Annotated in this window: 14 protein-coding genes and 1 pseudogene; 8 read left to right on the top strand and 7 right to left on the bottom strand. The window is 64.2% G+C overall.

The features are described from left to right. The first annotated feature begins 31 nt into the window (after positions 1-31). From CCD76_RS08840 to CCD76_RS08820, 4 genes are all read left to right on the top strand, one after another. Positions 32-1,582, top strand: a complete 1,551-nt coding sequence (locus CCD76_RS08840) for a DHA2 family efflux MFS transporter permease subunit (protein ID WP_087719147.1) — start codon at positions 32-34, stop codon at positions 1,580-1,582. Next, positions 1,579-2,625, top strand: a complete 1,047-nt coding sequence (locus CCD76_RS20040; RefSeq protein ID WP_179208884.1) for a hypothetical protein — start codon at positions 1,579-1,581, stop codon at positions 2,623-2,625. Before CCD76_RS08840 ends, CCD76_RS20040 begins: the two co-directional genes overlap by 4 nt. Before the next feature lie 9 nt (positions 2,626-2,634). Next, positions 2,635-5,046, top strand: coding sequence for a tRNA(Met) cytidine acetyltransferase TmcA (locus tag CCD76_RS08825; protein ID WP_087719146.1), 2,412 nt, complete (start codon positions 2,635-2,637; stop codon positions 5,044-5,046). A gap of 259 nt (positions 5,047-5,305) precedes the next feature. After that, a complete protein-coding gene (locus CCD76_RS08820; RefSeq protein WP_087719145.1) occupies positions 5,306-6,784 on the top strand; it encodes an aminoacyl-histidine dipeptidase in 1,479 nt (492 codons plus the stop codon). Between the two features lie 85 nt (positions 6,785-6,869). Here CCD76_RS08820 and katE read toward each other — a convergent pair whose 3' ends face one another. The 3 genes from katE to CCD76_RS08805 form a co-directional block, all read right to left on the bottom strand. Continuing rightward, positions 6,870-9,179, bottom strand: coding sequence for a catalase HPII (katE, locus tag CCD76_RS08815; protein ID WP_087719144.1), 2,310 nt, complete (start codon positions 9,177-9,179; stop codon positions 6,870-6,872). Positions 9,180-9,370: 191 nt separating this feature from the next. Beyond that, complete coding sequence (locus CCD76_RS08810) at positions 9,371-10,531, bottom strand: App1 family protein (RefSeq protein ID WP_306298798.1); 1,161 nt, start codon at positions 10,529-10,531, stop codon at positions 9,371-9,373. Between the two features lie 150 nt (positions 10,532-10,681). Then, positions 10,682-11,245 (bottom strand): type 1 glutamine amidotransferase domain-containing protein, encoded by a 564-nt coding sequence (locus CCD76_RS08805; protein WP_087719143.1) that lies wholly within the window; start codon positions 11,243-11,245, stop codon positions 10,682-10,684. A gap of 484 nt (positions 11,246-11,729) precedes the next feature. Between CCD76_RS08805 and rmuC the strand changes: the two genes are divergently transcribed. After that, entirely contained in the window at positions 11,730-13,256 is a 1,527-nt protein-coding gene (rmuC, locus tag CCD76_RS08800) for a DNA recombination protein RmuC (protein WP_087719142.1), read from the top strand. A gap of 61 nt (positions 13,257-13,317) precedes the next feature. On the opposite strand, the gene CCD76_RS08795 is transcribed toward rmuC, so the two are convergent. The 4 genes and pseudogenes from CCD76_RS08795 to CCD76_RS08780 form a co-directional block, all read right to left on the bottom strand. Next, positions 13,318-14,793: a chemotaxis protein CheW gene (locus tag CCD76_RS08795; RefSeq protein WP_087719141.1), complete on the bottom strand. Its 1,476-nt coding sequence runs from the start codon at positions 14,791-14,793 to the stop codon at positions 13,318-13,320. 95 nt (positions 14,794-14,888) lie between these two features. After that, positions 14,889-16,091 (bottom strand): annotated as a pseudogene (locus CCD76_RS08790) (methyl-accepting chemotaxis protein); the annotation flags it as partial. A 291-nt stretch (positions 16,092-16,382) separates the two neighbouring features. Beyond that, positions 16,383-16,856, bottom strand: a complete 474-nt coding sequence (locus CCD76_RS08785) for a Dps family protein (RefSeq protein WP_087719139.1) — start codon at positions 16,854-16,856, stop codon at positions 16,383-16,385. 182 nt (positions 16,857-17,038) lie between these two features. Beyond that, the gene (locus CCD76_RS08780; protein ID WP_087719138.1) at positions 17,039-18,175 is read right to left on the bottom strand and encodes a glycerate kinase; all 1,137 of its coding nucleotides are present in this window, start codon (positions 18,173-18,175) and stop codon (positions 17,039-17,041) included. A 295-nt stretch (positions 18,176-18,470) separates the two neighbouring features. On the opposite strand from CCD76_RS08780, the gene CCD76_RS08775 reads away from it, so the two are divergent. From CCD76_RS08775 to CCD76_RS20035, 3 genes are all read left to right on the top strand, one after another. Then, the gene (locus CCD76_RS08775) at positions 18,471-19,502 is read left to right on the top strand and encodes a sodium:calcium antiporter (protein ID WP_256961221.1); all 1,032 of its coding nucleotides are present in this window, start codon (positions 18,471-18,473) and stop codon (positions 19,500-19,502) included. Positions 19,503-19,569: 67 nt separating this feature from the next. After that, positions 19,570-20,157: a hypothetical protein gene (locus CCD76_RS08770; RefSeq protein WP_087719136.1), complete on the top strand. Its 588-nt coding sequence runs from the start codon at positions 19,570-19,572 to the stop codon at positions 20,155-20,157. Continuing rightward, the gene (locus CCD76_RS20035) at positions 20,154-20,600 is read left to right on the top strand and encodes a hypothetical protein (protein WP_179208879.1); all 447 of its coding nucleotides are present in this window, start codon (positions 20,154-20,156) and stop codon (positions 20,598-20,600) included. Before CCD76_RS08770 ends, CCD76_RS20035 begins: the two co-directional genes overlap by 4 nt.

The following is a 20,600-nucleotide window of genomic DNA, read 5'->3' as shown; positions in this document are numbered from 1 at the left end:
GCGCCGTGCGTATTGGTCATGAGTGTCGGCCATGAGTGAAGTCGCAGCACCCTCAGGGGCCGGCCCGCAGGAGATGCCCTCGTGGCACTACCGCTTCGGGTTCATAGCGGCGGTGTTCGGCATGTTCATGGCGATCCTGGATATCCAGATCGTCGCCAGTTCGCTGAACGAGATCCAGGCCGGCGTCTCGGCCTCGAGCGACGAGATCTCCTGGATCCAGACCTCCTATCTGGTTGCGGAGATCATCATGATCCCGCTATCCGGCGTGCTGATGCGCTGGCTCTCCACCCGCGTCGCCTTCGTCATCTCCTGCGCCGGGTTCACCCTGGCCAGTCTCGGCTGCGCGCTGGCCAACAGCATCGAGCAGCTGATCGTGCTGCGCGCCATCCAGGGCTTCATGGGTGGTGCGATGATTCCGATCACCCAGGCGATCAGCTTCACGCTGTTTCCGCGCCGGGCGATGGGGGCGGTCCAGGGCGTGATCGGCATGGTGGTGACCATGGCGCCCTCGATCGGCCCCACCGTGGGCGGCTACGTCACCGAGATCTTCAGCTGGCACTGGCTGTTCCTGGCCAACGTCATTCCCGGTATCTGCGTGACGCTGGCCGCGTGGCGTTTCCTGGATATCGACGAGGGCGATGCGAGTGTCGCCAAGCGGCTCGATTTCCGCGGCCTGATCCTGATCGCGCTGTTTCTCGGCAGCCTCGAGTTCGTGCTGGAGGAAGGGCCGGGCGACGACTGGTTCTCGAGCGAGCTGATCGTGTGGATGACGCTGCTCTGCGCGGCCTCCTGCGTCGGCTTCTTCTGGCGCGTGTTTACCTACCACTCGCCGATCGTGGATCTCCATGCCTTCCGCAATCTCAACTTCTCGATCGGCACCGGCCTCGTGTTCGTGGTCGGGATCGCGATGTACGGCCTGGTCTATCTGATGCCGCTGTTCCTCGGTGGCGTGCGCGGCTATTCGAGCCTGCAGATCGGCGAGGTGATGTTCGTCACCGGGGTGGCGATGTTCTTCACCGCGCCGATCGTGGGGCGGCTGACCAACTCGGTCGACCTGCGCGTGCTGCTGTTCTTCGGTCTGACGCTGATCGGCATCGGGACGGTGATGAACAACAACCTGACCAGCGAATCCGGCTTCTGGCAGTTCTTCTGGCCGCAGATCGTGCGTGGCATGGGCATGATTCTGTGCATCATTCCAGCGTCACGGATCGCCCTGGGCACGCTGCCACCGCAGGAGCTGGGCAATGCCGCCGGGCTCTTCAGCGTGATGCGTAACCTCGGCGGCGCGGTCGGCCTGGCGATGCTCGACACCGTCCGCGACTGGCGGGTGGACTACCACTGGAACCAGCTGATCCCGGCGCTCAACGAAGGGCGGATCGCGGTCCAGCAGCAGATCGACAACTATCAGTCGATGCTGATCGGCCACGTCGCCGACCCTTATCACAGCGCCGTGGCCCTGCTCGGGCAGCGCTTTGGCGTCCAGGCTCAGGTGCTGGCCTACAACGACATCTTCCTGTGGCTGGGCTGTATCTACCTGCTCTGCGTGCCGCTGGTGTTTCTGCTCAAGAAGATCGAGCATTGACTGCGGGCCGGGATCGTCGGCGTATCATTGCGACGAAGCTCGAAGCTCGAAGCTCGAAGCTCGAAGCTCGAAGCTCGAAGCTCGAAGCTCGAAGCTCGAAGCTCGAAGCTCGAAGCTCGAAGCTCGAAGCTCGAAGCTCGAAGCTCGAAGCTCGAAGCTCGAAGCTCGAAGCTCGAAGCTCGAAGCTCGAAGCTCGAAGCTCGAAGCTCGAAGCTCGAAGCTCGAAGCTCGAAGCTCGAAGCTCGAAGCTCGAAGCTCGAAGCTCGAAGCTCGAAGCTCGAAGCTCGAAGCTCGAAGCTCGAAGCTCGAAGCTCGAAGCTCGAAGCTCGAAGCTCGAAGCTCGAAGCTCGAAGCTCGAAGCTCGAAGCTCGAAGCTCGAAGCTCGAAGCTCGAAGCTCGAAGCTCGAAGCTCGAAGCTCGAAGCTCGAAGCTCGAAGCTCGAAGCTCGAAGCTCGAAGCTCGAAGCTCGAAGCTCGAAGCTCGAAGCTCGAAGCTCGAAGCTCGAAGCTCGAAGCTCGAAGCTCGAAGCTCGAAGCTCGAAGCTCGAAGCTCGAAGCTCGAAGCTCGAAGCTTCTTTCTATAATCTGACCTGCCTCAGTTTTCGTTCGATCGTTCAGGATGTTGCCGCCATGAATACCCCCCAGCCCCACAAACCCGGCGCCGACGAGCCCGTCCGCACCGTTCTGCGCCTGATCGGCAGCTTTGCCGCGCCGGTCTTGGTCTATCTCGTGGCGTGGGAGCTGGTGGCGCGGCTGATCCTGCCCGGCGTGGCCGCCAGTGGCCGCGAGTTCGTGATCAACCTGTTCAGTGTGCTGATCCCTTTCGCCGGCGTGCTGCTGAGTGTCTATCTGGCCGGCATCAAGGCCGGACGCGTGATGGGCGGCGGCGTGATGGCGGTGTTCTTCCTCTATCTCTACGTCTCTTCCGGCGTCGTGTTCAACTGGTTGCCGGTGGCGTTGACGCTGGGCGGCATCCTGCTGGCCGTGGTCGTCGCGCGCTACTGCCCGACGATGAAACCCGATCTCGGCGGTGCCTTCGGCTAGGCCTCGCCAATGTCCGCGCCGAATGAGGGCTCCGCGCTCACCGACTGGCTGGTCGATCAAGACGATGACCTGCAGCGACGGCGTTGGCGAGGCGTGCTGTGGATCGCCGACGACGCTTCGCGTGCGCGCCGTAAGGCGCTCTCCTTGATGGCGGCGGGGCGCTGGCGCTCGCCCCTGTGGATCGGCCCCGAATTCTCGAGTCTGTCCGATATCTCGACCGGGCCGCACGTCTCGGTGCGGCTGAGTGCGACCCGCGCTCGCAGCCTGCTGGGCAGCGAGCACGATCTGGTGGTGTTCGATGCGGTATCCGCGCTGGCCGGGTTCGATCCCGACGCTTTCGGCGCCATCAGCGGCACCGTCCAGGCCGGGGGCTGGCTGGTGCTGCTGACGCCGGCGCATTGGCAGCTGCCGGACAGCGGAGAGTGGCGCCCGGATACGGACTATGGGCGTCTCGCGCATTGGCCCCACGGCGTTGAAACACTGACGACGAACTACCTGCAGCGCCTTGCCGGGATGTTGCAGCGACGTTCGGACGTGGCCACATGGCCTGCGGACGATTCGCTACCGAGCGCGCCGGCCCTGGCTGATCTCTTTACGCCTGGGCATCACACGTCCGAGTACCACGCGCCCGAGCATCACGCGACCGGACACCCCGTGGCGGACGAAGACTGCCTGACCGCCGATCAGGCCACCGCGGTATCGCGACTGACGCGAATGCGGCGTCGGCGCCCGGTGGTGCTGATCGCCGATCGCGGGCGTGGCAAGAGCGCAGCGCTGGGCATCGCCGCGGCACGGCGGCTGAGGCAGGGCGAACGGCGGCTCTGGATCACGGCGTCGAGTCTCGTCGCGGTCGAGGCGGTGTTCGAACGCCTCGAGCAGTTGCTGCCCGAGGGCCGTCGCGAGGCCGGTCGCTTCGAGGTCGACCTGAACGGCCATGTCTGCCGCGTCGAGTGGCTGGCGCCGGAGCAGGTGGTTCCCGAACTGGCCTCTGCCGATATCGATGCCCGCTCCCCGCCGACGCTGTTCATCGACGAGGCGGCGTCGATTCCCGCGGCTCGGCTGACGTCATGGCTGCAGCACTTTCCCCGCATCGCCTTCGCCACTACCGTGCATGGCTATGAAGGCACCGGGCGCGGTTTCGAGGTGCGCCTACGCGACGCGCTGGATCGACTGACGCCGGAGTGGAAGCGGCTCACGCTGCAGACGCCGATCCGCTGGGGTGCCGGCGATCCGCTGGAAGCGTTGACCCGGGAACTGCTGTGTCTGGATGCCGAGGCCGCCGAAGCCGAGGCCGTCTCCAGCGCGCTACCGAAGGCACCGATCACCTACGCCTGGCTGGACCGGGCGGCGCTCGCCCGGGACGAGGCGCGACTCGGCCCTCTCTTCGGATTGCTGGTACAGGCGCACTACCGCACCTCGCCCAGCGATCTGCGCCAGTTGCTGGATGGCCCCGACATTCACCTGCTGGCCGCGTTCGTCGGCGATGACGCGGGGAAACAGCATGCGGTGGGCATCTGCGTGGTCCAGCAGGAGGGCGGCTTCGACGCGACGCTGGCCAACGCCATCTACCGGGGGCAACGACGCCCGCGGGGCCATCTGCTGGCGCAGTCGCTGGCGACCCACGGCGGCTACGAGGAGGCCGCGCTCGCCCGCTGGTGGCGCATCATGCGCATAGCCGTGCACCCGGCGGCCCGGCGCCGAGGCGTCGGAGCGGCCCTGATCGAGCAGGTCGCGGCGACGGCCCGAGCGCACGGCCTGGATCGCCTGGGCGTGAGCTTCGGTGCGGAGCCGGCGTTGATCCGCTTCTGGCGCCGGCAGGGCTTCGTCTCGCTGCGCGTGGGGCTCACCCGGGAAGTATCCAGCGGCGAGCCGGCGCAGATGATGGGACGCGGATTGACGGATGGCGCCAGTTCGGCTCTGGCTCGCATGAACGACGACTTCGTCCGCTGCCTGCCGGATCTGCTGGCAAGCGAGCTGCGGGATATCGAACCGCTTGTCGTGGCGGCCTGGCTGCACGAGGGAGCGGCGCCGGCCTTGCCTGCCGATCTGACCGAACGGCTCGGCTGGTTCGCTGCGGGCGGTGGCGAGCTGGCGCCGATCCGCCCGTGGCTGCGTCTGGCCTGGCTGGCCTGGTGGCGGCAACGACCGCTGGCGAGCCTGCCGGACGTGCTGATGGACGACAGCGCTGCCGTCGTGACGGATGACGGCCCGGAGGATACCGAGCTCGCGGCGGCGCCCCGGGTGGCCGCTGCGGTGGCGGCGCTGTTCCAGTATCGGGATGAAGCGCTCTCGTCGCAGGGCCGGCGCGAACGGCTGGTGACGGCACGCCGGCTGGCGGCGGCGTTGCTGGCCTGGCACGGCGAGCGCCGAGATCTCGCCGGCCTTGTGCCGGATATGGTCAAGTTGCAGCCAGGCGAGTAAGGTGTTGGCACCTCAAGGAAACGCTGCAGAAATGTCTGCGCAGGCGAATCGCTGCGTTGCGCGGTGCTCGGAATCCTCACCTATACCTCATAGGTTCCGGTTCCTGCGCTCCGGGCGCCTTGCGCTTCATCCTGCTCGCCGATTTATTCAGCGTTTCCCGAAAAGAGCCGCGGTCCGCCGCCGGCCAGGATTTCATTCATCACTCTTTCGACACCCGTTGCGGTGGCCTGCTCGCCGCACGACGAGGCTGGAATCGACCATGAACGATCATCTGCTGCAACTCTCTCCCGAGCCCGTGTGGCGCCATTTCCGGACGCTCTGCAATACGCCGCGTCCCTCTGGTCACGAAGCGAAACTGGTCGACATTCTCGAGCGCTGGGCCGACGACAAGGGGCTGGCCCATGATCGCGACAGCTACGGCAACCTGCGCATACGCAAGGCAGCGAGCCCGGGCTGCGAGGCCGTGCCCGGCGTGATCCTGCAGGGTCATCTCGACATGGTCACGCAGGCCAACAGCGCCCATCCTCACGATTTCCTCAACGACCCGCTCGATACCTACGTCGAGAACGGCTGGCTGCACGCCCGTGGCACCACGCTTGGTGCCGACAACGGTCTCGGCGTCGCGGCGGCACTGGCGATTCTCGAAGCGGACGATATCGATCACGGCCCGCTCGAGGCGCTGTTCACGCTGGAGGAGGAGACTTCGCTGCAGGGCGCGCTGTCGCTGGACGAGAACTGGCTGGAAGGCCGCTATCTGCTCAATCTCGATTCCGAAGATCGTGGCGAGGTCTATATCGGCTGTGCCGGCGGCGCCGACGTGGTCGTCGATGCCGATCTGCCGATGCGCGGCTGCGACGAAGGGGAGGTGATGCGCCGGGTTTCTCTCACCGGCCTGGTCGGCGGGCACTCCGGGGCCGACATTCACAAGGAACTCGGCAACGCCAACCAGCTGTTGGTTCGCGCGCTGCGAGGGTTGGGCGAGTTCGAGATTCGCCTGGTGGACTACCACGGTGGCACGCTGCGTAACGCCCTGCCACGCGAAGCCTTTGCCACCATCGTGGTCGATGAGCATCACCTGCCGGCGGTGGAGGAAGCGCTCGCCAGCTTGCAGGCGCTCTACCGCGAGGAGCTGGCGGGTGTCGACGACAACGTGACGCTCTCCCTGTCGCCGGCGGCGGTCTCCTGCGACGACGATGTGGAAGCGCTCACCGATACCGCGACCCAGCTGCTGGTTTCCGCCCTGCATGCCGCGCCCTATGGCGTCGAACGCATGAGCGTCGAGGTGCCGGGCGTCGTCGAGACTTCCAACAATCTTGGTGTGGTGTCGCTGGAGAAAGGGCGTTTCCACCTGTGTGCGCTGGTGCGCTCGCTGCGGGATAGCGCGACACGCAATCTGGCCGACCGGTTCACGGCGCTGTTCGGCCTGATCGGCGCCCAGACACGGGTCGAGAACGTCTATCCGGGCTGGACGCCGAGCGCGGACAGCACGCTGCTGACCCGCTTCCGTCGTCTGCACCGGGAAGAGCTGGGCGAGGATCCGGCGGTCAAGGTGATCCACGCCGGGCTGGAGTGCGGCATCATCGGCGGCAAGTATCCGCAGCTGGAGATGATCTCCTTCGGCCCAGTGATTCGCGGCGCGCATTCGCCTACCGAGCGCACCGAACTGGCGTCCGTCGAGGAGTTCTGGCGCGTACTCAAGGCGCTGGTAGCCGACATCGCTACCGGCAAGGCCGCCTGAGACGACCCTACCGGATAAGACGTGCTAGTCCATGACGTACAGGCCATGACGTACTGTGCCATGACGTACTAGACCCTGAAGAGCGCTAAGCCGGCATGTCGTTGGCCCTGGCATCGCGTGACCAGACGCGGTGCTGCCCCATGGCCTGAGTGAAGGGGGGGAACACGTCGTCCACGCTGGCGCCGAGGAAGATGCCGTCTTCCTGGGTGGGCACGTTGGCCGCGGCCAAAAGCTCCTTGCCTTCCGCGATGGCGGAGATCGCCTTGAGGTGCTTGTAGGCTTCCTGGACGTAGTAGCGTCCCAGTCCGGATTGTGACAGCGTCCGGACGCTTTCCGCCCCGCCGGCGACGATGACCGAATCCAGGGTCACCGAGGGCTGGCCGTTGAGCATGGCATCGGGTGTGACCGTCTGGCCGTTCGCGGCCTTCACCGGCGCCATGCTGGGGGCGATCACCATGCCTTCGGCGCCTTCGGCCTCGAGCTTGCTCTTGATCGCCTCCACCTGATTGCTGTCGACACCGTCGGCGACCAGAATCGCTACCTTGCGATACTGGATATTGCCCGGCAGACGCGTCATCAGGCTCAGCGCCGGGGATTCCTGCTGCGAACTCCGGCCCAGTTCATCGGCCGGCGCCGGCTTGCTGGAAGGCGCCTCGATGCCGTGGTTCTCGCCGACCCGGCGTGCCAGCTCCAGATCGATGTTGGGCAGAATCTCCTTGATCACCCGCTCGCGGATCCATGGGCGCTGCACCTTGGAGAGCTCGAAGGTGTAGGCGGCAATGATGTGTTCCTTCTCGACCTCGGTCTGGCTGTTCCAGAACAGCGTCGCCTGGGAGTAGTGGTCGCCGAACGATGCGCTGCGCGCACGAATCTTGTTGGCGTCGATTCGCTCGTTGACCGTCTCGAAACCGCCGTTTTCCGCTGCGGGCGGGGTCTCTTTGGGCCAGCCCCCGTCGATCGAATTGGGCTCGTAGGAGGCCTGACCCTTGTTGATCGTCTGGCGGTGCATGGAGTCGCGCTGGTTGTTGTGGAACGGGCATACCGGCTGGTTGATCGGAATCTCGTGGAAGTTGGGTCCGCCCAGGCGCAGCATCTGGGTATCGAGATAGGAGAACAGCCGGCCCTGCAATAGCGGGTCGTTGGTGAAGTCGATCCCCGGCACGATATGGGCCGGGTTGAAGGCCACCTGTTCGGTCTCGGCGAAATAGTTGTCGGGGTTGCGGTTGAGCACCATCTTGCCGATGGGGGTGACCGGCACCTGCTCCTCGGGAATGAGCTTGGTCGGGTCGAGAATATCGAAGTCGAACTTGTGCTCGTCCTCTTCCTCCACGACCTGAATCCCGAACTCGAATTCCAGAAAATCGCCGTTCTCGATATCGTCCCACATGTTGCGACGATTGAAGTCCGGATCCCGGCCCCACAGCTTCTGCGCTTCGTCCCAGATCAGCGAACAGGTGCCGGCCAGCGGCTTCCAGTGGAACTTGACGAAGCGTGACTTGCCCTGCTTGTCGACCAAGCGGAAGGTGTGCACGCCGAAGCCTTCCATGTTGCGGTAATGACGCGGGAAGGCGCGGTCGGACATGGTCCACAGCACCATATGTGCGCTTTCCGGCATCAGCGAGACGAAATCCCAGAAGGTATCGTGGGCCGACTGCCCCTGGGGGATCTCGTTGTGCGGCTCGGGCTTCACCGCGTGCACGAAGTCGGGGAACTTGATCGCGTCCTGGATGAAGAAGACCGGCATGTCATTGCCGACCAGGTCCCAGTTGCCCTCGTCGGTGTAGAACTTGGTGGCGAAGCCGCGCACGTCACGAACGGTATCGTTGGAGCCGCGGGCCCCCTGGACGGTGGAAAAGCGCACGAATACCGGCGTTTTCTTGTCGGGATCCTGGAACAGTCCGGCCTTGGAGTACCGGGCGGCTTCCGCGTAAGGCTGGAAATAGCCGTGCGCTGCCGCGCCGCGGGCGTGGACGATACGCTCGGGAATGCGCTCGTTGTCGAAATGGTTGAGCTTCTCGCGGAAGACGAAATCTTCCATCAGGGTCGGGCCACGCTCGCCCGCCTTCAGCGAGTTGTGATTGTCGGCGATCCGGGTGCCGTGATTGGTGCGCAGGTCATGCCCCTCGGCATCGCTGCGGTACTTTTCCAGATTCTCCGACTTGCTCTGCTCGGTGGTCTTGACGTCCGTATCGTTGGGGCCGCCACGGTTGGAGGACGTGTGAGGATTGTTGGACATCCGTATCTCCTGATTTGAATCGACGGCAGATACTCCGGGATGTCGACATCCATGATCGACAGCCAACCGGAGCACCTGCCGTTGGTGTGAAACTCCTCTTACAACTAGAAGCCGCCTCCGAGGATGGCAAGCAGGGATTCGGCTGCCGTTAACCTGCATCAATCGCTGCCGCGAATCAGGCTCTGGAGATTCGATGCCTTTGCCCGGCGATAACCGATGGCAAGAACGAAGGCAAAGGATGACGGGAAAAGCGTGGTGGAAGAGAAGGCGCGCAAGGCAGGGGCAGCTGGAAAGGGCAGTTGAACTAGGGTTGACAAGGGAAGGCGGGCGGCAGACGCCGCCGACCGAGACTACTGTTGGTGCTGGTGCGTATCCTTGCGTACCGCCTCGCAGCCTTCCTCCGAAATGTACCCCTTCGACAGAGCGTGCTCCGCCATGCTCACGCTGTCATGGGCGAGAATCAGTTCGCAGCCGGCGTGGCGGACCTCGTTGGCCAGCGCCTCGATGGCCGCGTCGCGCGCCGGATCGTTGTCCACCTTGCGGATATAGATGGCGCGCACGCGTTCCGGGTGTTCCTTGACGATCTCGGTGTAGACCTCCGGGTCCCGCTGGCCGCTGTCGCCGATGAGGATGAACGGCAACGTATCGTAGAGCGACAGCATGTTGCGGATCACGTCGGACTTGTGGTCCTCGGCCTTGCGTGGCCACGGGCGCTTCAACGTCATGCCCCATTCGCGCAGGAACAGGATCGGCCCTACCGGAATACGGTTCATGTTGAAGAACATCTCGAGAACTTCGTAGATGCTCCACGGACCGCGTGACACATAGAGCATGGGGCGGTGACGATTGCCCTCGGCGCCACCGTAGAGCGCCCGATACAGCGCGGCGACACCGGGAAAGGCCGTGCGTCGATCCGCTTTCTCCATGAACAGGCGATACAGCATCTTCAGCTTGTTGGCGACGCCGGTGTACATCACCGTGTCGTCGATATCGCTGATCACGATCAGGTCGGTGCTCGCCGGCGGAATGTAGATTTCGGTCTCGGTGCTGATGGCGTCGTCCTCGGAGAGCACCTGCAACTTGACCGAGTGCCAGATCGCCTCGGCAGGAAGCGTGTGGGTAATGTCGATATGGGCATGGAAATAGCCGTCGCGGTCGGTGGTGACGGTGGCCTGGGTCGCGCCAATCCGGATGTCGACGCGGGCGTCGCGGACGCCGTGCCTTACCAGGCGACGCGCGACATCGACCAGATCGCGGGCAATGCCGCCTTTTTCCCAGCTTCTCAGTCGTCCGGGCTGGCGAAAGACGCGGCCCATGATGAAGGCTTCCGAGTGGGAGCCGTAACCGCGATACGGATGCACGACGACCCCGCCTTGGCCCTTGTCGCCGCGCATCGGGCGGATGAAGAGACGAACCAGTTTCTTGGCGAAATGAACCAGTTTCGTCACGAAGAGCCGAGGCAGGGAGCCCGAGGTGGCGGTATCGGCGGAAGTATCGCGAAATTGAGGCACGATGACGGAGGATCCTAGGTTTGATTAACGGTGAGTATGGGAACTCGCGCGCTATCCTGCAAAGTCTGGTCGCGCTTCGGCCGGCATGACGACAGCCAAAAAAAAGCGCCCACCGATCGGTGGGCGCTCGTTTGGCGTCGCGAAGGGCGATCAGGCATGCTGCTCGCTGTGACGCCCTTCGGCCAGCTCTTCGATCAGCTTGCCGTTGAAGTCGTCGAGATCCTTCGGCGTGCGGCTGGTGACAAAGCCGCTGTCGACCACCACTGATTCGTCGACCCAGTTGGCGCCGGCATTCTTGAGATCCTGCGCAATGGACGGCACGGACGTCAGTTTGCGGCCATCGACGACGCCTGCATTGATCAGAATCCACGGCGCATGACAGATCGCGGCAACCGGCTTGCCGGCTTCGAAGAAGCTCCTGACGAAGCCAAGCGCTTTTTCGTTCGTGCGCAGTTCATCCGGGTTGAACACGCCGCCTGGCAGGACCAGCGCATGGTAGTCGGCGGGGTTGGCGTCCGCCAGACTCTTGTCCGCTTCGTAGGTTTCGCCCCAGTCCGTTTCGGCCCAGGCACGGATGCCCTTGCCGTCCGGGGTGATGACATGTGTCTCGACGCCCTGGCCTTGTAGTGCGGCACGCGGAGAGGAGAGTTCGGCTTCCTCGAAACCGTCGGCGGCGAGAATTGCGACACGTTTACCATTGAGTTGCTGAGCCATCGCGACCTCCTGGTCTTGATAAATCGGCTTGATGTTTCGATAGATGACAAGCCCATGGGCCGTCCCGGTCCATGTCTCGGCTTGTCCTTAGGGTCTGTTGCCGTTTCAGCGCGATCCGCGTTGCTGCGCCAAATGGTGCCAAGCCAGGCGCGGGATGCAGAGAAGGGTGGTTCCCTTTTCCAATCCCGCAACGCCGCATGGCGCCATTTGCCGCGCAACCCGAAGGGCCGGGCCAGTTTTTGCACGGTGCTGCGTTATTCGTCGTTCATTTGGAACAACCAAATCACGCTCCTCACGCCTTGCCCCGCACAAAAACTGGCTCCGGCGCGGCCGTGCATGAAACGGCAACAGACCCTTGAAGTTTGGGATAGTCTGGGCAGAGTTCAAGGAAAACCGGGTGCTTTCGATGTCATCGCTTGCGCTGAGGCAACGACTCACGGATGGTGGCGCCGCGATGGCGTCGAGGTCAGAGGAAGGCAGAGCGATGAGTGTAGCGGGTGAGTGGCTGTCGGGTGGTGGGCTTGTCTTGCTGCTCGGGTTCGTGACGTTAGGGCTTGGCGTCGGCCTGGTGTGGCAGCAGCGGCGCTACGCACGCGAGCGGGACATGCTTCGATCCCGATTGCAGGCCAGCGAGACCCAGTGCCTGCGGCTGGAGCAGGAGCTGGCCCAGAGCGACGGGCAGCAGGACGATCTGCGCGAGCGCCAGGCCCAGCTGCAGCAGCAGTTGGCCGCTCGCGAACATCAGCTCGAGGCGCTCAACGAACGTCTGGCGACGCTGCGAGAGCAGTATGGGCGACTGGAAACCCGGCACGAGCAGCAGCAGAACCAGCACGCGGAACAGCTCCAGTTGCTGGAGCAGGCTAAGACCCGCCTCGGGCACGAGTTCGAATCGCTCGCCGGGCGCATTTTCGACGAGCGCCAGCGCGCCTATAGCGCCCAGAGCCGGGACAGTCTCGAAGCGTTGCTGAAGCCGTTTCGCGAGCAGGTCAGCGGCTTCCGCCAGCGTCTCGAGGAGATCCATGGCCAGGAAGTGCGCGAGCGGACCACGCTCAAGGTGCAGATCGACCAGCTGGCCACGCTCAACCGCCAGATCACCGAAGAGGCCGCCAATCTCACCCGCGCGCTCAAGGGCGACAAGAAGATGCAGGGCAACTGGGGCGAGATGATGCTCGAGTCGGTGCTGGAGCGCTCCGGCCTGCGGCGGGATATCGAATACCGCCGTGAAGTTTCCCTCGATGGCGATCAGGGGCGCCAGCGCCCGGATGCGGTCATCTACCTGCCGGACGACAAGCACCTGATCGTCGACGCCAAGGTCTCGCTCAACGCCTACGTGCGCTACGTCAACGCCGAGGACGATGCCGAGCGCGCCCAGGCCCTGCGCGCCCATGTGCAGGCGGTGCGAAGCCATATCGATGCGCTGTCCGGGCGCGACTATCCCCGGCTTCCCGGGCTGCGTTCGCCGGATTTCGTGTTCCTGTTCATGCCGGTGGAGCCGGCCTTCGCCGTCGCCTTTCAGCATGACGAGACACTGTTCCAGGACGCCTTTTCACGCGACATCGTAGTGGTCACGCCGACCACGCTGCTGGCCAGCCTGCGCACGGTATCGAGCCTGTGGAATCTGGAGCGGCAGAACGAGAACGCCAGGCACATCGCCGAGCGCGCCGGCAAGCTGCTCGACAAGTTTCAGGGTTTCGTCTCGAGTCTGGAGGACGTGGGTCGGCATCTGGGGCGGGCCCAGGGCAGTTACGATCAGGCGATGGGTCGGCTTTCGACCGGGCAGGGGAGCCTGGTCGGCCAGGCGCTGGCGCTCAACCGGCTGGGCGTGCGCATGAAACGCGACCTGCCTTCGCACCTGACCCGCGATGCCGAGGAGGACGAGCCTGCCGAATCCAGGGCCGTCGGGTCGCCCGGCAGCATCGGAACGTCCAAGGTCAGCGATGAGGATCGGCGCGCTGAGCCCGATGGCGACGATCCCCCCGACTTCCGCGAATCGGACGACACCAGAGGCTGACCGGGATGTCGATGGGATTCGGCAACGCATCCGCGGCGTTCCGTTCGTCTCAGCATTCGCCTCAGACGGTCGAGCCAGCCTCGCTGAGCCGTTTGGCCAGGGTCTGCAGACATAAAAGCGCCATCACCTGACGCTTGTCGCCTTCGCCGACCGAGATCAGCCGTTTGGCCGCCTTGACGGGGGAGGGCTCGGGCGACGCGCCGTCGATGGCATCGCCGCGCCAGCGAATGGTAAAGCTCTCCCTGGGCGCTTCGACGTACTCGATTCTGCGGAGGTAGTCGACGAGGAACCCGACGAGACCGTCACCCGTCTCGACGACCAGGACGTGATTCGCGGGATGGGAGGAGTCGATTCCCAGCAGCGCGCGCAGATCCACCAGCGAGACGCTGCGATCCTGTCGACGCCAGGCGCCGAGAAAGGGGCCGGCCGGATGCGAACTCTTCTGATAGTCCGTCGGTGCCGAGTCGACGGCTTCGAGCTGGTCGAGCGTCGTGACGTAATCGCCGCCGCAGCGGAAATGGACGAAGGCGAATCGCTGCCACTCGCGCTGTTCCCGCGCTTGCCTGGCCTCCGTATCGAGCCGGGTATGGAGACGCGCCAGCGCGTTGACGTTGAGGTTGCCGAACAGCTCGTGGTGATCGATCGCCAGGGCGTCCTTGCCCTCGTCCGCGGCGGGCACCAGTGCGCTGACGGCGGGGGCGTAGCCCGCACTCGGGGAGACCGGTAGAGGCGCCGGCTGGTCGCTGCCCGTCAGCGTCGCGACGCGATCGACGGCGAGGGCGACACGACCGTGATCGCTATCGAGAACGGCGAGATGAGATGGTGGTGTCTGGCGGGCCGGCTGGCCGATCAGCGCTCGGGGATCGAACAGCGGCAGGGTGGCGCCACGCAGGGTGACATTGCCGAGATAGGCCGGCAGATCGATCATGGGGGAGTCGATGGGGCCGCAGGTGGCGACTTCCCGTACCGCGCCCACATCCAGCGCCAGTCGCGTGTCGTCACAATCGACGACGAGCCAGCGCCGGTCGCTGTGGGTGTTCTCCTTCACGGTGGCGGCATTCGTCCTCTGCCGGTCGGCTTCGACGTGTACCGAGACCATGCCCTCGAGGGCGAACAGCGCCTCGAGGTCGAGCACGTAGATCGCGCTGTCGAAGTCGGGATGCTCGAGCAGCTGTGGCGTCAGGGCGTCGGCATCGCCCTCCGCGTTCTTCAGCGTATGGAGCTGCCCGGGATCGACGCTGACCAAGTCCTTGATGTGCGAAACCCGCATCCCGAAGCGGCCGCCGCGATATTCGATGATCGCCATGAGCTCGCCGGCATCCCGCCGGCCCGTGCTCGGGTCCAGTTCGAGCAGCCTGCCCAGGTCGATCGCCGGCACCGGCGAGCCCCGCCACAGCGACGTACCCAGCGACCAGCGTGGCGCCAGCGGGCGGGGAGAAAGGGGCGTCTCGAGACGTACCACCTCGATCAGATGCGTGGCATCCAGCGCGATGTCACTGTCGTTGAGGCGCAGTATTCCCAGTACGCGTTGGGTCATGACGTCTTGTCGTTACCCGACCCGCGCTGGGTGGCTTGGGCCAGATCACGGATCAGGTCGTCGACATGCTTGGCGGTTTCCAGCTGTTCGCCTGCCGAGCTGGCGATCTTCTCGACGGAGGCGGTGGTTTGCCCGACACCGTCGACGATGCGTCCGAAGGAGTCGGCGGCGCGCTGGGAGACGGTATTGCCACTCTCGATACGCTTGAGAGATTCACCCAGCAGGCGGTTGATCTGGCGAGTGGCATCGGCGGATTTCTCGGCGAGCTTGCGCACTTCGTCGGCCACCACGGAGAATCCGAGGCCGTGTTCGCCGGCCCGGACCGCTTCGATCGCTGCATTGAAGGCCAGCAGGTTGGTCTGCGAGGCGATTTCGCCAATGACCTGGACGATGTCGTTGATATCTTCCGAGGATTTCTGGATAGCGGTCATCGCGGTACGGGAGTCGTCCAGCGAGCGGGTGCCGTGTTCGGCTTCCTGCTGTGTGGCGCGCGCCAGTTCTCGCGTCAGCTGCGTGTTCTCGGCGATCGAGGCGATGGAGGCGTTGAGCTGTTGCAGCGAAACGCTCATTGCCTCGGTCAATGTCTGGATATGCTCTTCCAGCTCGACCTGATCGGTAATGTCGGTGGCGAACTTGACCACCTTGTAAGGGGCGCCATCGGCATTGAAGATCGGATTGTAGGTAGCCTGGATCCAGACGCGGCGGCCATGGTTGCCGAACCGCATGAAACGCCCGCTGAAGAATTCGCCGCGCCCCAGTGACTGCCAGAAGTCGCGGTATTCGCGACTGGTGACATAATCTGGTTCGCAGAACATGCGGTGATGATGGCCGATGATGTCGTCGGCCTGGTAGCCCATGGTATCGAGGAAGTTGCGATTGGCGGACAGGATATTGCCCTTGAGATCGAACTCGATCACTGCCAGGGCGCGATCCATGGCGTTGACCTTGCCTTCGTACTCGGCCGCCAGATGCTTCTCCGCGGAGATGTCCGTCGCCATCTTGATGACCCGGTACGGCTTGCCGTCTGCATCGTTAACCGGATTGTAGGTGGCCTGGAGCCAGACCTCCTTGCCGCTCTGGGTAAGGCGACGGTATTCGCCTGCCATCAGCTCTCCCTGGGCGAGCTGCTGCCAGAACGTGCGGTACTCCGGCGTGGATATCTCGGCGGGGTCGCAGAAGAGGCGGTGGTGCTGTCCGACGATCTCGTCGAGCGTGTAACCCATCAGATCGAGGAAGTTGGCGTTGGCGCTGACGACCCTTCCCTGCAGATCGAACTCGATGATGGCCTGGGAGCGGTTAATGGCTTTCCACAGCGCATCCAGTTGTTGGCTCTGTGTGTCGAGGGTGACGGAGGGGTAATCAAAATCGACCGACATGCTGGATGACTCCAAGACGTGCAAAATCACGCGCGAGCCTGCGGGCAGACAATAAAGGCCCAGGCGCTGGTGGGTTTAAGACAGCGTTACAATGGTGTACTAAAGTTTACTTAAATGTCGAGAGGCCTCAGGGGCAGAGACAGAAAAGCCGCCCGCAGGCGGCTTTTCTGTCGGCAGGATTCGCCCTGTTTTCCAATAGGTTACGCTGAATACTCAGCCCAGATAGGCGTTGAGCATCCACACGGTCTTTTCCTGCTCGCGAATGTAATCGCTGGCCAGAGAGGCGGTGCCTTCATCGTCGGCATCGCTGGCCTGGGAGAGCAGCTCGCGCTGGAGCTCGATCAGAACCTGAAAGCCTTTCACCAGGCCCTGAACGCACTGCTTGCCGTCGGAAACCTGCTTGTCTTCCTGAATCTGGGAAATCTTGGCGTAGTCGCTGTAGGCGTGCAGCGGCTGGTAACCCAGCGTCAGGATGCGCTCGGCCACTTCGTCGACCTTGGTCAGCAGGTCGGTGTAGATCTCTTCGAATTTGGCATGGAGCTCGAAGAACTGCTCACCCTTGACGTTCCAGTGATAGCCGCGAGTGTTCATGTAGAACACCTGATAGTTGGCCAGCAGGGCGTTAAGCTTTTCCGCAAGCTGGGACGCACTGGAAGCGTGTAGACCAATGGCATTGGTATCGGACATGAGATCTCTCCTTGAAGGTGCTGATAGTCAGTCTAGCCGGGCGCTGCATCGAGGCCCACTCAAGCGTCGGTATAGGACGGATAGTGTCGTTCTATCATGTTGTGACGTGCTGCGCTGTCTTGAAGATATCAGGGCAGCACGAGAGGAAAGCAAGGGTTTGGGGCGAGCGAAATGTCGCACCCCTAGCGAGGAGCGACCTGCCAGAGCCGGGCCAGTGTCCGCGCGCGGTCGCTCAGCAGTTCGCCGCAGCGTGATAGCGCCTCGTCCAAAGTGATCGGGCCGTCCGCCAGGGCGAACGCCGCCGTAATGCCGTGATCGAAGGCGGCCTGCCACTGGTCTCCCAGGCGCCCGACCAGCGCGACGGTGGGAACGCCGAAGCGTTCGGCACGGCGAGCGATGCCGATCGGTGTCTTGCCCGATAGGCTCTGGCCGTCTAGCTGGCCTTCGCCGGTGATCACCCAGTCGGCATCGGCGAGCAGCGTATCGAATTTCACCTGCTCCATGACCAGCTCGATGCCGGGACGCAGCGTGGCGCCGAGGAAGGCGCGCGCGGCGAAGCCCATGCCGCCGGCGGCACCGGCACCGGGCAGTTCGCGGAAATCCTCCCCCAGGGCGTGCGCCGCATGATCGGCGAAGTGGGAAAGCGCGCTGTCGAGCCGTTCGACGTCGGCGCTGGTAGCGCCTTTCTGCGGGCCGAAGATGGCACTGGCGCCCCGTGGGCCGAGCAGCGGATTGTCGACGTCGACGGCGGTCCTCACCTCCAGCGAGGCCAGGCGAGAATCGAGCCCGTCGAGGTCGAGCGTCGCCAGGTCGGCCAGCGCGGCGCCGCCCGGCGGGAGGGGCCGGTCTTCGCTGTCGAGCAGGCGGGCACCAAGGGCCGCCAGCATGCCGGCGCCGGCATCGTTGGTGGCACTGCCGCCCAACGTCAGTACCAGCGAGCGGGCACCGGCATCCAGCGCCGCCTCGATCAACTGGCCGACGCCGAAGGTGGTGCTGTGGAGCGCGGTGCGCTCCTCGCGTTCGAGCTGCTGCAGGCCGCTGGCTTCGGCCAGTTCGACGAACGCGGTGAGAGTGGCCTGGTGCCAGCCCCAGGCTGCGGTGGCCTCGCGCCCCAGCGCGTCCTGCACGTTCGCCGTGCGCCGCTCGGCACCGGTGGCCGCCAGCAGCGCATCCAGCGTGCCTTCACCGCCATCGCCCATCGGGCACTCATGCAAGGTGGCATCGGGCAGCTCCCGCTTCAGGCCGGCGGCAATGGCGGCGGCGGCGTCGCGGGCGGAGAGCGCATCCTTGAAGCTATCGGGGGCGATGACGATGTTCATGGAATCCTCTATGACCATGGCAAATAGCAAATAACATTCTTCGCCTATGACAGCGAGAAAGTCGTCGTTAAACGAGGATAGCCGAATCGAAGAATGAAACGCTCGGGTGAATCTCACAAAAAACTGCGCGACAGCAGTAGATCGGCATGAGGAGGTACCCATAAAGCGCAAGGACGTATTCGTCATAGCTGAGCCATCGCTAGCCGGTTGAGGCGTGAACGACTAGCGTTGGATGGGGCGGCTGCTGTTGGTCGTCAGTTGCCTTTTCATACCGTGCCCCGCTAAAGGAATAGCCGTGCCCCTCGACTTCCTCACCCTGTCTTTACCGCTGGCGATAGGGATCTTCATCGCCTGTGCATTGATCATCGGCACCGCCGGCACCTATCTGGCGGGCGTAGCCGACCGCCTGGCCGACCGCACCGGCCTTGGCGAAGCGATTGCCGGCGCGATCCTGCTGGGCGCGACGACGTCGCTGCCCGGTATCGTCGTGTCGGTCTCCTCTGCCTGGCAGGGCCAGCCGGAACTGGCGATGAGCAATGGGCTGGGCGGTATCGCGGTGCAGACGGCGTTTCTGGCCCTGGCCGACCTGACCTATCGCCGCGCCAATCTCGAACACGCCGCGCCCTCGATCGGCAACCTGATGCAGAGCGGCTTGCTGGTCTGTCTGCTGGCCCTGCTGTTAGTCGGCGTTTATACCCCTCCGGTGACCTTCTTCGGTGTGCATCCAGTTACACCTTTGCTGTTCGCCGGTTATCTCTACGGACTGGCCAAGGTTCGTAGTGCCCAGCAACATCCGATGTGGTCACCGACGCAGACGAAGGAGACCTTTGCCGATGAGCCGCCAGCGTCTTCCTCGCAGGAGTCGCTATCCGGCTTGTGGCTGCGTTTCGTGCTGCTGGCGGCCGTGCTGGCCGTGACCGGTCTGGTGCTCGAGCGTGCGGCGACCGTGATTGGCGACGAGACGGGGCTTTCGGCCACAGCGGTTGGGGCGTTGCTGACCGCTGTGGTGACTTCGCTGCCCGAACTGGTGACCTCGATCGCGGCGGTGCGGCGTGGCGCGTTGACTCTGGCGGTCAGCGGCATCATCGGTGGCAATGCCTTCGATACGCTGTTTGTCGCGGCGTCGGATATCGCTTACCGCGACGGCTCGATCTACCACGTCGTTTCTAATCAAGTACTGCTATGGATCGCGATTACCATCGTGATGACCGGTGTGATGATGCTGGGCCTGATTCGCCGTGAGGAACAGAACTGGGGCGGGATCGGCTTCGAGAGCGCGATCATATTGATGCTTTATGCTCTGGGAGGTGTGCTGGTGATGATCTGAGCGTGGTAACGCCCGTGGCTAACTGGCATGCTGAACGCTGTTCGCAATCCCCCGCGAGGAGGCTGTCATGAACGATCGACGATGTCGGATTGGGCGCTGGATGGCTCTCTTTATCGGGCTCGGCTTGCTGAGCGGTTGCCAGACGCTGTCGGCACCGCCGCCCACCTCGGCGGCCGGTGGCAATGCGCTACCGGCTGCCTGCCGCTGGCCGGCCGGCAGTGCCGATCCGCTGGAGCGACTGCGGGCCACGCGCGAGGCGCTCGAAGGTCAGGGCTATGCCATCCTCGATACCGATGCCACGCTGGGTCTGGTCAGCGCCGAGCGAAAGACATTGCAGCCGGGCCTCGGCGCGGTGGAGAGTCCGTTCGGGCGTACCGGGTTCTGGGGCGGCTTCGGCTTGGGAGGGAGGAACGGCTACTCGCTGGGTGTGTTCCAGAACTTCGGCGGTGGCTACAACACCGACCCGGTCCAGATCGAGCGCGTTTCGGTGGTGACACCGGAGCAGACGACCCTGGTCGACCGTGATTCGGTGGTGGTCGACTACAACGGCTATCTGATCGATGCACGCAGCTACAACCAGCCCTCGTTCTGCCAGCAGTTGCGACAGGAGATCGATACCCGCCTGAACAGGACCGCTGGGGAGGCAACGCCATGAATCATCGCAAGATGCCCGCGCTTAGGCGGCGTACGGCATCCCATTCCCGACCTTGGCGAGTCGCCTGGCTGGGGCTGCTGATCGGCATGCTTTCGCTGGCTGGCTGTGCCGTCGCGCCGCAACCGCAGCCACGGAGTATCGCCGTCGAGGCGACGGCAGAAGCCACGCTCAAGGCAACGCTCGCGATGCTGGCCGAGCGCGGGTTCGTGATCCGTCACGCCGATGGCGACCTGGGCCAGATCGATGCCGTGCTGGCGTCTCGATCGGGTTACGAGGTCCACGCCCAGGTCGCCAGTGGCGGCGAACGTCCGCCGGGGCTGGTCATCCAGAACGGCGATACCTTCCTCACCCTGAGCGGCCGGCGCGGCGGCCAGCCACTGGATGCGCTGGAGCTCGATCCGCTGTTCATCGACGTTCAGAATCGGTTGGGATTGCTGCCTTGA

Source organism: Salinicola salarius (assembly GCF_002179555.1).
GTDB classification, from domain to species: domain Bacteria; phylum Pseudomonadota; class Gammaproteobacteria; order Pseudomonadales; family Halomonadaceae; genus Salinicola; species Salinicola salarius_A.
Note: the sequence above shows the minus strand (reverse complement) of the source record. Positions and strands in the feature narration are given on the sequence as shown.

What these genes read in the sequence shown, in the direction of transcription:
- CCD76_RS08820 (WP_087719145.1), top strand. Translation starts at nt 5,306, where the DNA reads ATGAACGATCATCTGCTGCAACTCTCTCCCGAGCCCGTGTGGCGCCAT.
- CCD76_RS08785 (WP_087719139.1), bottom strand. Translation starts at nt 16,856, where the DNA reads ATGTCCGATACCAATGCCATTGGTCTACACGCTTCCAGTGCGTCCCAG.
- CCD76_RS08840 (WP_087719147.1), top strand. Translation starts at nt 32, where the DNA reads ATGAGTGAAGTCGCAGCACCCTCAGGGGCCGGCCCGCAGGAGATGCCC.
- katE (WP_087719144.1), bottom strand. Translation starts at nt 9,179, where the DNA reads ATGCAGGTTAACGGCAGCCGAATCCCTGCTTGCCATCCTCGGAGGCGG.
- CCD76_RS08805 (WP_087719143.1), bottom strand. Translation starts at nt 11,245, where the DNA reads ATGGCTCAGCAACTCAATGGTAAACGTGTCGCAATTCTCGCCGCCGAC.
- rmuC (WP_087719142.1), top strand. Translation starts at nt 11,730, where the DNA reads ATGAGTGTAGCGGGTGAGTGGCTGTCGGGTGGTGGGCTTGTCTTGCTG.
- CCD76_RS08825 (WP_087719146.1), top strand. Translation starts at nt 2,635, where the DNA reads ATGTCCGCGCCGAATGAGGGCTCCGCGCTCACCGACTGGCTGGTCGAT.
- CCD76_RS08780 (WP_087719138.1), bottom strand. Translation starts at nt 18,175, where the DNA reads ATGAACATCGTCATCGCCCCCGATAGCTTCAAGGATGCGCTCTCCGCC.
- CCD76_RS08795 (WP_087719141.1), bottom strand. Translation starts at nt 14,793, where the DNA reads ATGACCCAACGCGTACTGGGAATACTGCGCCTCAACGACAGTGACATC.
- CCD76_RS08770 (WP_087719136.1), top strand. Translation starts at nt 19,570, where the DNA reads ATGAACGATCGACGATGTCGGATTGGGCGCTGGATGGCTCTCTTTATC.
- CCD76_RS20035 (WP_179208879.1), top strand. Translation starts at nt 20,154, where the DNA reads ATGAATCATCGCAAGATGCCCGCGCTTAGGCGGCGTACGGCATCCCAT.